The organism is Pseudomonas sp. MB-090624 (assembly GCF_003205245.1).
Lineage (GTDB): Bacteria > Pseudomonadota > Gammaproteobacteria > Pseudomonadales > Pseudomonadaceae > Aquipseudomonas > Aquipseudomonas juntendi.
The window spans coordinates 54,505-69,565 of the sequence record NZ_QJRK01000016.1; the positions used below are offsets into that span (position 1 = coordinate 54,505).

The window sequence follows — 15,061 nt, forward strand, 5'->3', positions numbered from 1 at the left end:
GGACATTGGCCATAGCCGACCACCCACGATGGCCTACGGCAGCGTCTACGCGCTGCGATCAGGGCGCATTCGCCGTGGTTCTGGCGTCAAATACCCGGCAAATCAGCCTTTGGCACACGCGCCGCGTGGTGCGGCCGCCACCCAAGGCAGCCGTTTGGTGGCATTTTCTGTCCCGGTTTTCCATTACAGACGCCAGCCTGCCAGCGGGCTTGAATACGCCCACCCCACCCTACTTCCACCCTGGAGCACTGGCCCGCCAAACCACCTGGTGCAATACCCTGAACCAAGGACGACAAGGAAATGATGCTGACCGACAGCCGCGACTACCGCCCCGACCCACAGCTTTACCTGCAATTGGGGGAATTGATCGCCAGCACCGGCGCCGCAGGCTTTGCAGACCAGATGTTGGGCCTGGTGGCAGCACAGGTGCCTGTCCACCGGCTCGAACTCAGCGAATGGACGCTTGACCCGCAGCGGGCGAATGTCAGCCATATCAAGCTGCTGGGCAGTGCTGGGCTGCAACCCGCCGCCGCTGGCGAAAACCAGCACCAACCGCTGCTGCAGCGCATCATGCAGATGAAAGACCCACTGCTGATCGAGTTCAAGGCCCCGCCTGGCGCCTTGCACCCGCGCCAGAGTGCCCATCAGTGCCACCTGGTGTCGTGCAATGGCCGCAAGCGCTGGGTGATCAGCTTTCATCGCCTGCCGTGCCAGCGCGCCTTCGCCCTGGGTGAATTGTCCCAGCTCAAGTGCTTGTCAGACACCCTGCTGCCCTTGGTCGAGCACCACGGTCAACTGCTTGAACAGGGCGCCACGCGCGCTGCAGGGGCGGCCCAGGGCGAGCTTGAGGCAGGTTCGCTGCGCCAGGCGTTCGGTGAACGGCTGGTGCACGAGGCCGTGCGCCTGTCGACCCGTGAACAGGAGGTATGCCTGGGGCTGCTTACTGGCGGTACCGTGCCAGAGATGGCCCAGCGGTTGAATGTGAAGAACAGCTCGGTGGAAACCTACCTCAAGCGTGCCACGGCCAAACTAGGGGTCAGCGGCCGCCACGGCCTGGCGAAATGGATGGCCGGTGCCTGACTGCGAGAACCTGCAATGCCCCGACATGTGTTGACCTTGTTTGCCGCGCTGTTGTGCGGCTGTTCACTTGCCCCTGCTTACCACCGCCCCGCCCCTGCGGTACCCGCGCAGTTTCCGCAAGGGCCCGCCTATACCGCCGATACGCCACCGCCGGTCGAAGCCGGGCAGCAGGTATTCCGCGACCCGGTGCTGCGCCAGTTGATCGAGGCCGCCCTGGCCAACAACCGCGACCTGCGCACCGCCGCACTCAACGTCGCGGCTGCGCAGGCACAATACCGCGTGCAGCGCGCCGAACGGCTACCCCAGGTGGCGGCTGATGGCCACGGCCAGCGTCAGTACCTGCCCAGGGGCATGACCGGTACCGGCAAAGGCATGATCAGTTCCAGCTACGCGGCCACGCTGGGGCTGAGCGCCTACGAAATCGACCTGTTCGGCCGGGTGCGCAGCCTCAGCGACCAGGCATTGCTGAACTACCTGGCCAGTGACCAGGCACGGCGCAGTAGCCGCCTGAGCCTGGTGGCGAGCGTTGCCAGTGTGTACCTGACCTGGCAGGCCGACCAGGCGCTGCTGACCCTGGCCAACGAAACCCTGGCCACTGACCAGCGCAGCCTGCGCCTGGCCCGTAACCAGCGCCGGGCGGGCACGCTGTCGGCACTGGATGAGGTGCAGGCGCGCACCCGCGTGGACAGCACCCGGGCGGCAGTGGCGCGTTACCGGCGGCTGGTCGCGCAAGACCTCAACCAGCTGACGCTGCTGGTGGGTGCCCCGGTTGCTGCGAAGGGGGTCGCACAGCCCTTGGCGGCCGAGCAGATTGCCAGGCTGCCGGCCGGTTTACCGTCTGACTTGCTGCAGCGGCGGCCCGACATACGCCAGGCCGAGTACCAGTTGCGCGCCGCCAACGCCAATATCGGTGCTGCGCGGGCGGCGTTCTTTCCCAGCATCAGCCTCACCGCCAATGCCGGCAGCACCAGCCCCCAGCTCAGTGGCCTGTTCGATGCAGGTTCGGGGACCTGGCTGTTCCAACCGCAGATCAACCTGCCGATCTTTACCGCAGGCAGCCTGCGCGCCAGCCTGGATTACGCGCGCCTGCAGAAGGATATTCAGGTGGCGCAGTACCAGCGAGCCGTCCAGCGCGCATTCCAGGAAGTTGCCGATGGCCTGGCCGCGCGGGCGACCTACCAGCGCCAACTGCAGGCACAACGCGACCTGGTCGCGGCCAGCCAACGCTATTACGACCTGGCCGAGCACCGTTACCGCATTGGCGTGGACAGCAGCCTCACCTTCCTGGACGCGCAGCGCGCGTTGTTCAGTGCCCAGCAAGGGCTGATCAACGACCGCCTGGCGCAATTGCTGGCAGAGGTGAACCTGTTTGCGGCACTGGGTGGCGGGTGGGATGACCAGGATTGAACGCCGGCCCAGGCGTGCAGCGCATCTGGCACGCGCGTGCGATTTAAAATTAATGCATTTGATAATGATTCGTAGTAATTTCGCGGCGCAAATTTCTCCCAGCGCCCTACTTCAGGATCGTCCAGTCGATGCGTCGCACGTTCGTTTCGCTTTGTGTGCTTCATGCTGTCTCCCCATTGGCCCTCGCCGAGCCCGAACCGCTCAGCGACCCGGCCCAGATCGAACTTCAGGCCCTGAGCATCACTGGCACAGCCGACAGCGAACGGGCTGATGGCCCAGTGCTCGGCTACAAGGCCAACCGTTCCGCCAGTGCCACCCGCACCGACACCGCGCTGCACGAAACACCGCAGTCGGTCAGCGTGGTGCCCAAGGCGGTACTGCAAGACACCGGTGCCACGCGCCTGCAAGACGGCCTGGACTATGCCGGTGGCGTCGGCCGGGCCAACAACTTCGGTGGCCAGGGCCTTACCACCTTCACCGTGCGCGGCTTTACCACCGGCGAGTTCTACCGTAACGGTTTCCCGATCAACCGTGGCTACCCCAACGCACCAGACGCCAATACCGTCGAGCGGCTGGAGGTGATCCGCGGCCCGGCCAGCAGCCTGTACGGCCGTGGCGACCCCGGCGGCACCTTCAACGTGGTCAGCAAGCAGCCGCTACCAGACCCCAAGGTCACCCTGGGCAGCCAGTTCGACGACCAGGGCATGCACCGCGCCACCCTCGACGCCGCCGGCCCGCTGAACCAAGACGGCTCGCTGGCCTACCGCCTGAACCTGCTTGGCGAGGGCGGCGACAGTTTCCGTGATGATGTGCAAAGCGAGCGTTATGACGTGGCGCCAGTGCTCAGCTGGCAGGTCAACGACACCACCAAGGTCGTGTTCGAAGGCGACTTCATGCGCAACAACCACCCGCTGGACCGCGGCCTGACCCGCTACGCCACCCAGCGTGGCAGCGCCTCGCGTGACACCTATATCTGGGAAAAAGGCAGCGACAACCTGCTGCACAATGACAACAACATGGCGCAGGTGCGTTTCGAGCACCTGCTCAATGACAACTGGACGCTGGCGGGCGGGTTCCAGTTCCTCGATGGCTCGCTCAAGGGCAATGCGGTCGAAGCCAACGGCGCGCCGCTGGATGGGCGAACGCTGGAGCGTAACTTCAACTACCGCAAGCTGGAGTGGACCGATCGCGACTGGCAGCTGAACCTGACCGGCTACTTCGACACCGGCGGCTTCAGCCACACCTTGCTGACAGGGGTGGAGTACGAGAACTATGACTACAACTCGATCATCCAGCGGTCCTCTGCGGTGGCGGGCACCTACCCCATCGACATCTACGACCCGGTGCTTGGCCAGCCACGGCCGGCGCTGACCCGCACCACGACCTGGGACAAGGAGAACCTGCAGACCTGGGCCTTCTTCATCCAGGACCAGGTGGCCCTGACCGAGCGTTTGAAGGCTCTGGCAGGCGTACGCTTCGAGCGCTTCGAGCATGACTACGACAACAAGCTGGACAATGCCGGTGATTTCAGCAAAGGCGAAAACGGTGCTACGCCCCGGATTGGCCTGGTCTATGACCTCACCGACACGGTCGCCGTCTACGCCAACACCGCGCGCTCTTTCAAACCCAACACGGGAACCCCGGCCAGCGGCGGGGGCTTCGACCCGGAAAAGGGCAAATCCTACGAACTGGGCGTGAAATGGGAAGCGCTCGACCGCCAGCTGAGTGTCGACGCAGCGGTCTACCACATCGTCAAGGAAAACGTGTTGACCCGCGACCCGGTGGACCCGAACTACAGCGTGGCGGCCGGCGAAGTGCGCAGCCGGGGCCTGGATATCAACGTTGCTGGCAATGTCACCCCCGAGTGGCGCGTCATTGGCGGCTACGCCTATGTGGATGCCGAAGTGACCAAGGACAACCGCCTGCCAACCGGCACGCGACTGGCCAATATCCCGCGCAACAGTTTCAGCCTGCTCAACACCTATGAGTTCCAGGACGGTGTCGCCAAGGGGCTTGGCTTGGGGCTTGGGGTGAAATACGTGGATGACCGCAACGGCCAGACCGAGGCGACCACCTACACCATGGAGCAATACACGGTGGTTGATCTGCTGACCTTCTACCAGGTCAACGACCATATACGCCTGAACCTGGATGTGAAGAACCTGTTCAACAAGGCGTATGACGAAGGCGCATTCAACCTGTATGCCTACCCGGGTGCGCCGCGTACGGTACAGGCTGGCGTCGCGTACACCTTCTGAACGGCTGGGGCTGCATAAGCAGCCCTACCTTTCAGAAACCTTTGCTGTAGAACAGCGAATACGACTCGATGCCGTCGTTGGGCTGCTTGATCCCGGCGTTGGAATAATGGATCGCACGCAGCCCGACTTTCTGCTCCCCTGGCAGTTTCAGGCCAAGGCCGATACGGTCCTCGAAGTTGAACGACGAACCCAGGCGCTGGTCGCCCACATCAGTCTTGGAGAACGCGGCCAGGCCGATGCCCGCTTCGATGTACGGGGTGTAGGTGAAACCGCTGAATTCATAGGTGAACACCGGGCTGAACGACAGCGAATGGGCGCCACTGGCGTCGCCGCCCTCCCAGTAGGTGTAGCCGGCGTCCCAGTAACCGCTGACATAGCCGATGTCGCTTTGCAGCCACTTCTTGTCCCAGTCGAACGACATACCAATGCGGTAGGTCATGTCGCCCTGGCTGGTAACGCCCACGGCGCCGGACACCTGCGCGGCCTGTGCCATGCCAGCGCCGGCAAGCGCCAGCACGGCAACGGCCAGCGATGCTGCGAGACGGGTTTTCATCTACGACTCTCCTGATGGTCTACACGGCAAGCGGGGGCTGTAGCCCCTCGATTAAACGGTGACCGGTTCATCGCGACCGGTCACACGAGGTAATACTTTTCTGATTATTGTCCGATAATCAGAAAGTTGGAAGTGAATTGCCATTATTGCTCATAGACCGTTGCGGTGTGAGGCGCTACCAGACCGCGAGCGCCGTGCAGACGTGCGGACTAGACGTAGATTAGTAGTTGTAAATCATTGGCTTGCATTCTTTTCTTCAAGCAGATTCACGAACATGCTCAAGCTGCGTGATACTGTGCCACGTCGCCACACCAGCCAGGTTTTCAGGTAGCGGAAGTCTTCCGACATGGGCCAGGCACTGACCGTGCTGCAGCCCGGCATGTTGTCGAGCATGCTGCGCGGCAGCATGGCCAGGCCGGCCCCGGCGCTGACGCAGGCGAGCATGCCGTGGTACGACTCCATTTCATGGATCTTGCCGGGAACCGCCTGGTCTTGGACGAACCAGTTTTCGAAGTGATGCCGGTACGAACAGTTGGCCCGGAACGCGTAGATGTTTTCACCGTTGACGTCCTGGGCGCGGGTCACCGGGGCATGATTGAGCGGTGCGATGACCATCATCTCTTCCTCGAACACCGGGATGCCCTCCAGCGTGGGGTGCAACACCGGGCCATCGACGAACGCAGCCACCAGCCGGCCAGACAACACCCCCTCGAGCATGGTCCCTGAAGGGCCGGTGGACAGGTCCAGGTCCACCTTGGGGTAGCGCTGGTTGTAGGCCGCCAGCAAGGCCGGGATGCGCACGGCTGCGGTGCTTTCCAGCGAGCCCAGGGCGAAGGTGCCTTGCGGGTCTTCACCGGCCACGGTCAGGCGGGCCTCGTGCACCAGGTCGAGAATGCGCCGGGTGTATTCCAGGAAGTTCCAACCCGCGGGTGACAGGCGCAAGCGGCTTTTCTCGCGGATGAACAGTTCCACACCCAGGTCTTCTTCCAGCTGCTTGATGCGCGTGGTCAGGTTGGAAGGCACCCGATGGATATGCTGCGCGGCAGCGCTGATGCTGCCCTGCTCTGCCACGGCCTTGAAGATCTCCAGTTGCACCAGGTCCACAGCCTTTCTCCAAACGTGAATGTTTCGCTCATTATTATTCAGTTTTCATTAAAGCCATAGCCCACTAGTCTGGCTCCACTGTTCAATAACGACGAGAGTGCCCTGCCATGAGTGCGATCAGCAGCCTGACCCACGCCATCTCCCTCGACCCGTACACCGGCGAGCAGATCGGCGCCTACCCGTTCGACACCGACGCCGCACTGGAAGCGGCGCTGCAGCGTGCCAAGGCCGGCTACCGCCAGTGGCGCCAAGTGTCGCTGGGTCAGCGCAGCGAGTACCTGCTCGCCTTGGCCAGCACCCTTGAAGCCAAGGCCGAGGCCTTCGCGCAGATGATCAGCCGTGAAATCGGCAAGCCCATCGCCCAGGCCCGCGGCGAAGTCGCCAAGTGCGTTGGCCTGTGCCGCTGGTATGCCCAGCATGGCCCCGCGATGCTGGCCGCCGAGCCTACCCAGGTCGAAAAGGCCCGCATCGAATACCGCCCGCTGGGCCCGATCCTGGCGGTAATGCCCTGGAACTTCCCGGTTTGGCAGGTACTGCGCGGCGCCGTACCGGCGATCCTGGCCGGCAATACCTACGTGCTCAAGCACGCGCCGAACGTAATGGGCAGCGCCTACTTGCTGGGCGAACTGTTCAAGGATGCCGGCGTGCCGCAAGGCGTTTTCGAAGTGTTGAACGTGACCCCGGAGGGTGTCACCCGCGCCATCAATGACCCGCGCATTGCCGCAGTGACCCTGACCGGTAGCGTGCGTGCCGGCATGGCGATCGGTGCCCAGGCCGGGGCCGCACTGAAAAAATGCGTGCTCGAACTCGGCGGTTCCGACCCGTTCATCGTCCTGGCTGACGCCGACCTGGACGCCGCCGTCCAGGCTGCCGTCATCGGTCGCTACCAGAACACCGGCCAGGTCTGCGCAGCGGCCAAGCGCATGATCGTGGAAGCAAGCATTGCCGACGCGTTCACCCGCAAGTTCGTCGAGGCAACCCGGCAGCTGAACATGGGCAACCCGCTGCAGGACGACACCTACATCGGCCCCATGGCCCGCTACGACCTGCGCGACGAGCTGGATGGCCAGGTACAGGCGACGCTGGCCGAGGGTGCCACCCTGCTGCTGGGCGGCCACAAGGTCGAAGGCGTTGCCAACTTCTATGCCCCGACCGTGTTCGCCAATGTGACCCCGGACATGACAGCATTCAAGCAAGAGCTGTTCGGCCCGGTGGCGGCGATCATCACGGCCCGTGACGCCGAGCATGCCGTGGAGCTTGCCAACGACAGCGAGTTCGGCCTGGCGGCGACCATCTACACCGCCGACTATGCGCTGGCCGAGCGCATGACTGCCGCGTTGGATACCGGTGGCGTGTTCGTCAATGGTTACTGCGCATCCGACCCCCGCGTGGCGTTCGGCGGCGTGAAGAAAAGCGGCTTCGGGCGCGAGCTGTCGCACTTTGGTGTGCGGGAGTTCACCAATGCCCAGACCGTGTGGCTGGACCGTAACTGAGTCCAGTGAAGCAGGGGCTGCATTGCAGCCTCTGCCAACCTCAATCGCGCACCTGGTCCTTGACCCAGTCCAGCATCCCCCCCGGCACGATCAGCTCATGCCGCGCCCGTGAACAGGCGGTGTACAAGCCTGCCAGCAGGCGCGCCCGTTCATTGCGGTTACCGGCCACCTGCGGCGTGACCATCAGCTCGGGCGACACCATCACCCGGGCAAACTCCATGTTCTTCACATCCCTTACCCGCCCGAGGAACAGCTTTGGCGCCTTGGTCCAGCGGTAACGGCTCTTGGCCTGGGCAAAGTGCTGCGGGGTGTAGCCCTTGCGCAGCAGGTTGGCCACCGCGACGAATGCCTTGTCCTCACCCTTGTCCTGCTCCAGCGCCTGCCAGCTGGCATAGCGGAACAGCATCGGGTGACGAGGCCGGGTGCCATGGCGGTACAGCTCGATGCAATCCTCCACGAACAGTTCGAAGTCCTTGCGCGCGCTTTGCAGCAGCACGAACGGCACGCCCTGGTGCGTCAGGCGCTGGAACCAGCCAAACAGCCCCCACTCGTCATCGACGATCAACGCGGTGGGCTGTTCCGGCACCGTGACCGCATCGAAGAAGCTGACCCGGGTGTAGTGCTCGGCGCTCCCACTGAAGGCCGCCTGGATCGATGCCGGGTGCGCCTGTATCAGCGGGTTGAGCACGTTGTCCATCGCCGGCCCTGCGCGCAGCGAGTGGTCGATGCAGCGCTGGCGGATGAAGCTGCCATGGTGCGCACTGAGGCCGTTCAGGTTCTGCAGTTCGTCACCGAGGGCGATGACCGCTTGCGGGCTGCGGTCAAGTACGGCAAGCATCGGTGCCGACAACTCGTGCGCCTCGTCGACGATGACATGGGTGTAGCCGCTGTCAATCACCAGGCCGGTCAGCGCCAGCAGCTTTACCCGGTGGTAGTCGCGTACCGGCAACTGGATTTCCCGCGCTGACGGGCGAATCAGCTCCTGCCAGTACAGCCGTGCCTTTTCCAGCAACACTTCCTGGTCCAGCGGCGATGTGCCCGGCCCGGCCCAGGGCAGGTGGTGCAACTGCACCTGCGCGTCGGCACTGTGGCAAAACGCCCGCACCGCGCGGATGCACAAGGCGACCACGTCGCGCGCGGCAAGCGGGCCAATGTCGGGGATGGCCAGCCAGCGCACCACCTGCGCCTCTTGCGGGCGCCACGAGCGCTTGGTGCGGTAAGGGTCGCGCAGGCGCCAGCCGTTGCTGGTGAGGTCGCGGTTCAACAGCTCGTCGGCCAACTGGCCGAAGGTCAGCGCGGTGTAGGCAGCGGCATCCTTGACCCGCGCCTGCAGCGCACGCAACTGGCCCTCGGTCAAGGCCAGCAACAAGGTGCGCTGCGGCTCCAGCAACCGGGCGAACTGGTGGATCAGAAAGGTCTTGCCGGTACCGGCAAAGCCCTGCACGGCGACCGATTCGTCGATACCGCCCAGAAATTCACGCAACAGCCGGTTCTGCTGGTCGCTGAGCATCAGGTCGCTGGCCAGCGCCGGCAGGTGCACGGGGTGCAGCGGCGTGGCGCGCTGGCGATAGCGGTCGGCGAACTGGAAATTCCACTGCCCCTCGTCGTCCTGCAGTTCATCTGCGCTGTACGCCACTTCACCACTGAGCAGCGCAATGCCGTTTTCGCCCAGCATGCCCAGGCCCATGGCGAAGGCTTCACGGTCGAAGTGCTGCGCCACCTGCCCCTGGAAGCGCCCAGGCGCGGCACGTTCAACGTCGTTGGCGATCCGCACGATCTCGGCAAAGCGGCGTTCCTGAGCATCGGCGGAGGCAGTCGCCGGCTGGCGAGGCAGGTTTTGCACGAACAACACCGCAGCGGCCTGAAGCAGGCTGGCGCTGCTGAAGAAGTCGGTAAGGGGAACACTGGCGAGGCTGTCAGCCTGGTCACTGGGCAAAGGCAGGTAGAACATCGGCACCTCGGGTCGAAACAGGCTGGCACGATAGCAATTTTCGGCGCCGGCTGCTGCACTTGCGGGCCGGCGGTTCAGCGCTTGACGCGCTTGAGTGTCTCGCTCGGAAACTCCTTGAACAATTGCCGGTAACTCTCTGAAAACCTTCCCAAATGCCAGAACGACCAACGCATCGCCACTTCCGCCACGGTCACGCCACCGCCCCGCAACAGATCGCGCCGCGCCCCATTGAGCCGGCGCAACCGCAACCAGTGCGCGGGCGGCATGCCGGTGTAGGCCTTGAAAGCCTGCTGCAACTGGCGCAGCGACACGCCCGCCACCGCCGCCAGTTCCACCAGGTTCAAGGTTTCTTCCGGGCAGTCAGCCGCCCACTCGCTGACCCGGTGCATGATCGCCCGCTCCTCGTCCCGCCGGCCCATGGCCATGCCCTGCAAGCGCTGGCAGGCATTGTCGAGGATGAACAGGCAGTCCTCGAGCAACTGCTCCGCCAACGCCTGCCCCTGCAACGGGCACCCTGCCTCGCCCAGGCGGGTCAGGGTGGCACTGAGCCAACTGCCGAACAATGCATTCTGGCCACTGCCCAGCGGCACCATGAACAAACCGTCGAGCCTGCGAGGGTCCAGGCCGTGGCTGGCGAGAAACGCCTGGTCGAACACGACGGCCACTTCCTGGTAATTCTCTGGCGTAATCCAGATGTTGCGGCTCTGTTCATTGAGCAGGTAAAGGCTGTTCTCGCTCTGGTCGAAGCAGAACGCCAGTGACCCGCTCGGCGCCCGGAAGAACTGCTCTACCCGGGTGTTGAGGCGTTCTTCGTAGACCTGCACGCCGTCAAGCCCCAGGCAGCGCAACTGGCCGCTGAAATGGCCCGGCGACATCTGCCGGTACTGCTGCTGCCAACCGGGGGTGATGCGAACCTGCTCGGACACATCCGAGGTGTGGAAAGCTTGTACCTGCAAGGCGTTGGGCGTTGTCACGCTTTGTCCTGATTGCACTCTTTTGGTGCATTGAATGCCGAAGAAAGTGGATAGATGGCGATGGGCTGCCGAGCCCAAGATAGCCTCCAGCGTGTCACCTGGGAAGCGCGATGCCCTTGAAGCTGTGCAACGGCTTTGGCGGGTGCAGCGCCTCCCACATAAAAAAACCAACCAAGAGGTCTGTATGAACGCCCCCTTCGATCAGCTCTCCACCTGGCTGAAAGAACACCGGATCACCGAAGTAGAATGCGTGATCAGCGACCTGACCGGCATCGCCCGCGGCAAGATCGCACCGACCGCCAAGTTTCTTCACGAACGTGGCATGCGCTTGCCCGAGAGCGTGCTGCTGCAAACGGTCACCGGCGACTACGTTGACGACGATATCTATTACAACCTGCTCGATGCGGCTGACATCGACATGGTCTGCCGCCCCGACCCGAGCGCTGTGTACCAGATCCCGTGGGCCATCGAACCTACCGCGATCGTGATCCACGATACCTTCGACAAGCAAGGCAACCCCATCGAGCTGTCGCCGCGCAACGTGCTGAAGAAAGTGCTCAAGCTTTACGCTGACAAGGGCTGGCAACCCATTGTCGCGCCAGAGATGGAGTTCTACCTGACCAAGCGCTGCGAAGACCCGGACCTGCCACTGCAAGTGCCGCTGGGGCGTTCCGGCCGGGCCGAAAGCGGCCGGCAGTCGTTCTCGATCGATGCCGCCAACGAATTCGACCCGCTGTTCGAGGACGTGTATGACTGGTGTGAAATCCAGGGCCTGGACCTGGACACGCTGATCCACGAAGACGGCCCGGCGCAGATGGAGATCAACTTCCGCCACGGCGACGCGCTGGACCTGGCCGACCAGATCACCGTGTTCAAGCGCACCATGCGTGAGGCTGCGCTCAAGCACAACGTGGCTGCGACGTTCATGGCCAAGCCGATCACCGACGAGCCGGGCAGTGCCATGCACCTGCACCAGAGCGTGGTCGACATCGCCACCGGCAAGCCGATCTTCGCCAACGACGACGGCAGCATGAGCCCGTTGTTCCTGCACCACATTGGTGGGTTGCAGAAGTACATCCCCAAGCTGCTGCCGATGTTCGCCCCCAACGTCAATTCGTTCCGCCGCTTCCTGCCGGACACCTCGGCACCGGTCAACGTCGAGTGGGGTGAAGAAAACCGCACCGCCGGTTTGCGCGTCCCCACCTCCAGCCCGGAAGCGATGCGCGTGGAAAACCGCCTGCCCGGCGCGGATGCCAACCCTTACCTGGCGATCGCTGCCAGCCTGCTGTGCGGCTACCTGGGCATGGTCGAGCAGATCGACCCGAGCGCCCCGGTGCAGGGCCGCGCCTACGAGCGGCGCAACCTGCGCCTGCCCATCACCATCGAAGATGCGCTGCAGCACATGGAAGACTGCGAGACCGTGCAGCAGTACCTGGGCAAGCAGTTCGTGCAGGGCTATGTGGCGGTCAAACGGGCCGAGCACGAGAACTACAAGCGCGTGATCAGCTCGTGGGAGCGCGAGTTCCTGATGCTAAGCGTCTGAGCCGCCCTGGGGGCTGTGCAGCCCCCACCACACCTGAACTCGTAGAACAAAACCAACGAGGTGTTCCCATGCGTCATCTGCAAGCCCTGATCCCCGCGGCATTCACCCTGCTGTTCGCCACCACCAGCCACGCCACGCCCACTGTGAGCGTGTACAACTGGACCGACTACATCGGTGACACCACCCTGGCCGACTTCCAGGCCAGCAGCGGCATCAAGGTGGTTTATGACGTGTTCGACTCCAACGAAACCCTCGAAGGCAAGCTGCTGGCGGGGCGCACCGGCTACGACGTGGTAGTGCCCTCCAACCATTTTCTGGCCCGCCAGGCCCAGGCCGGTGCATTCTTGCCGCTGGACCGCAGCAAACTGCCGAACTGGAAGCACCTGGACCCCAAGCTGCTCAAGCAGCTTGAGCAGAACGACCCGGGCAACCAGTATGCGGTGCCCTACCTGTGGGGCACCAATGGCATCGGCTATAACGTGGAAAAGGTCAAGGCTGCATTGGGCGTAGACCGCATCGATTCCTGGGCGGTGCTGTTCGAGCCCGAGAACCTGAAAAAGCTCAAGCAGTGCGGCGTGGCCTTCATGGACTCGCCCGATGAACTGTTCCCCGCCGTGCTCAACTACCTGGGCATGGACCCGCGTAGCGAAAAGCCGGCCGACTACGCCAAGGCCGAGGCGCGCTTGCTCGAGCTGCGCCCGTACATCACCTATTTCCACTCGTCCAAGTATGTTTCCGACCTTGCCAACGGGAATATCTGCGTAGCGTTCGGTTATTCCGGTGACGTGTTCCAGGCGGCCAACCGCGCCGTGGAAGCGAAGAACGGGGTGAAGGTCGCCTACAGCATTCCCAAGGAAGGCAGCAACCTGTGGTTCGACCTGCTGGCCATTCCGAAGGATGCGAACAACCCGGAGCAGGCGCTGGCCTTCATCAACTACCTGCTCGACCCCAAGGTGATCGCCAAGGTCAGTGCCACGGTCGGCTATGCCAACGCCAACCCGGACGCCAAGGCCTACATGGATGCCGCGCTGGTGGACAATCCCGAGATCTACCCCCCCCAGGAGGTACTGGACAAGCTGTACATTTCCAGTACCCCCAGCCCGAAGATCATGCGCGTCATGACCCGCTCCTGGAGCAAGATCAAGTCCAACCGCTGAGCCGAGACCCTCTATGTCATTCAATACCCAACACACCGCTTCGTACTATGCAGCCACTGCGCGCGATGCGGCCCCCTACCCCAGCCTCGACGCTGACCTGAGCGCTGATGTGTGTGTGGTCGGGGGTGGGCTGACCGGGGTCAATACGGCGCTGGAGCTGGCCGAGCGTGGTCTGTCGGTGGTGCTGCTGGAGGGGCGGCGCATCGGCTGGGGTGCCAGTGGCCGCAACGGCGGCCAGCTGATTCGCGGCATCGGCCATGATGTCAGCGGTTTTGCCCGGCATGTCGGCCAGGATGGCGTGCGCTACCTCAAGCAGGCCGGCATCGACTCGGTGGCGCTGGTCGCCGCGCGCATCGCCCGCTACGACATTGCCTGTGACCTGCGCTGGGGCTTTTGCGAACTGGCCAACACGCCCGCGCAGTTCGACGCCTTTAAGGGTGAACTGCAAGACCTGGCAGCGCTAGGTTACCGCCACGAAACACGGCTGGTCGCAAGCGGGCAGCTGCATGAGATCGTCGCCAGCGACCGGTACGCCGGCGGCCTGGTGGACATGGGTTCAGGGCACCTGCACCCGCTCGACCTGGTTCAGGGCGAGGCCCGCGCCGCCCATACCCTGGGCGTGCGCATTTTCGAGCAAAGCCCGGTGCTGCGTATCGAGCATGGGCCCAGCGTTACCGTGCATACGGCCCACGGCAGCGTGCGCGCGGGCCGCCTGGTGCTGGGCTGCAACGCCCACCTGGACGACCTGGAACCGCGGCTGAGTGGCAAGGTGCTGCCAGCCGGCAGTTACGTGGTGGCCACCGAACCGCTGCCCGAAACACTGGCGAGCCGCTTGATCCCGCAGAACATGGCACTGTGCGACCAGAAAGTCGGCCTGGATTACTACCGCCTCACCGCTGATCGCCGCCTGTTGTTCGGCGGCGCCTGCCACTATTCCGGCCGCGACCCCAAGGACATCGCCGGCTATATGCGGCCGAAGGTGCTGAAGGTATTCCCGCAACTGGCCGATGTGCGCATCGACTACCAGTGGGGTGGCATGATCGGCATCACCGCCAACCGCTTTCCCCAGGTCGGGCGCTTGAGCCAACACCCCAACGTGTATTACGCCCAGGGCTATTCCGGGCACGGGCTGAACGTGACTCACTGGACAGCCAAGCTGCTGGCGGAAAGCATCGCCCTGGGCCACAGCCACGGCCTGGATGTGTTCAGTGCAGTGCCGCATCTGACGTTCCCCGGTGGCAAGGCACTGCGCTCGCCACTGCTGGCGCTGGGGATGTTGTGGTACCGGTTACGTGAGGTGTTGGGCTAGTAATGTGTGGGTGTTATTTGGCAAAAGATATGCATCGCCTGGGAAATCGAGCGCCGCCCGCGCGGCGCATCGCGAGCTGCGCTCGCTCCTACGCTTGTTTCGGGCCAGTAACCCCTGTGCCAGGTGCGCGCGACCGCCTTGTTTGTACGGCGCGACATTGAGGCATGCGCCAAGGCGTTCGCGCGCAAATCCCACAGGCATAATTGGCCCGAAACAAACGTAGGAGCGAGCG

At 63.7% G+C, this 15,061-nt stretch carries 11 protein-coding genes; 7 read left to right on the forward strand and 4 right to left on the reverse strand.

Features of this window, described 5'->3' with window-relative positions:
* Positions 1-300: 300 nt before the first annotated feature.
* The 3 genes from DMX12_RS11000 to DMX12_RS11010 all read left to right on the forward strand — a co-directional run bounded on the left by DMX12_RS11000 (position 301) and on the right by DMX12_RS11010 (position 4,745).
* Positions 301-1,080, forward strand: coding sequence for a helix-turn-helix transcriptional regulator (locus DMX12_RS11000; protein WP_110677525.1), 780 nt, complete (start codon positions 301-303; stop codon positions 1,078-1,080).
* A 15-nt stretch (positions 1,081-1,095) separates the two neighbouring features.
* A complete protein-coding gene (locus DMX12_RS11005) occupies positions 1,096-2,487 on the forward strand; it encodes an efflux transporter outer membrane subunit (RefSeq protein ID WP_110677527.1) in 1,392 nt (463 codons plus the stop codon).
* A 128-nt stretch (positions 2,488-2,615) separates the two neighbouring features.
* Complete coding sequence (locus tag DMX12_RS11010) at positions 2,616-4,745, forward strand: TonB-dependent siderophore receptor (RefSeq protein ID WP_110677529.1); 2,130 nt, start codon at positions 2,616-2,618, stop codon at positions 4,743-4,745.
* Positions 4,746-4,776: 31 nt separating this feature from the next.
* On the opposite strand, the gene DMX12_RS11015 is transcribed toward DMX12_RS11010, so the two are convergent.
* Complete coding sequence (locus DMX12_RS11015; RefSeq protein ID WP_110677531.1) at positions 4,777-5,298, reverse strand: acyloxyacyl hydrolase; 522 nt, start codon at positions 5,296-5,298, stop codon at positions 4,777-4,779.
* Positions 5,299-5,532: 234 nt separating this feature from the next.
* Positions 5,533-6,402, reverse strand: a complete 870-nt coding sequence (locus DMX12_RS11020) for a LysR family transcriptional regulator (protein WP_110677533.1) — start codon at positions 6,400-6,402, stop codon at positions 5,533-5,535.
* 107 nt (positions 6,403-6,509) lie between these two features.
* Here DMX12_RS11020 and DMX12_RS11025 point away from each other — a divergent pair, with 107 nt between their 5' ends.
* Positions 6,510-7,895, forward strand: a complete 1,386-nt coding sequence (locus DMX12_RS11025) for an aldehyde dehydrogenase family protein (protein ID WP_110677535.1) — start codon at positions 6,510-6,512, stop codon at positions 7,893-7,895.
* 40 nt (positions 7,896-7,935) lie between these two features.
* Here DMX12_RS11025 and DMX12_RS11030 read toward each other — a convergent pair whose 3' ends face one another.
* Together DMX12_RS11030 and DMX12_RS11035 are read right to left on the reverse strand one after the other, a co-directional pair.
* Positions 7,936-9,846: an AAA family ATPase gene (locus tag DMX12_RS11030; RefSeq protein WP_110677537.1), complete on the reverse strand. Its 1,911-nt coding sequence runs from the start codon at positions 9,844-9,846 to the stop codon at positions 7,936-7,938.
* A 74-nt stretch (positions 9,847-9,920) separates the two neighbouring features.
* A complete protein-coding gene (locus tag DMX12_RS11035; protein WP_029885441.1) occupies positions 9,921-10,820 on the reverse strand; it encodes a helix-turn-helix domain-containing protein in 900 nt (299 codons plus the stop codon).
* Between the two features lie 184 nt (positions 10,821-11,004).
* On the opposite strand from DMX12_RS11035, the gene DMX12_RS11040 reads away from it, so the two are divergent.
* The 3 genes from DMX12_RS11040 (at position 11,005) to DMX12_RS11050 (ending at position 14,829) form a co-directional block, all read left to right on the forward strand.
* On the forward strand, positions 11,005-12,363 hold the full coding sequence (locus DMX12_RS11040) for a glutamine synthetase family protein (RefSeq protein WP_009682756.1): 1,359 nt from the start codon (positions 11,005-11,007) through the stop codon (positions 12,361-12,363).
* 68 nt (positions 12,364-12,431) lie between these two features.
* Positions 12,432-13,520, forward strand: a complete 1,089-nt coding sequence (locus DMX12_RS11045; protein WP_029885440.1) for a polyamine ABC transporter substrate-binding protein — start codon at positions 12,432-12,434, stop codon at positions 13,518-13,520.
* 13 nt (positions 13,521-13,533) lie between these two features.
* Positions 13,534-14,829, forward strand: coding sequence for an FAD-binding oxidoreductase (locus tag DMX12_RS11050; protein WP_110677539.1), 1,296 nt, complete (start codon positions 13,534-13,536; stop codon positions 14,827-14,829).
* The last annotated feature ends 232 nt before the right edge of the window (positions 14,830-15,061 follow it).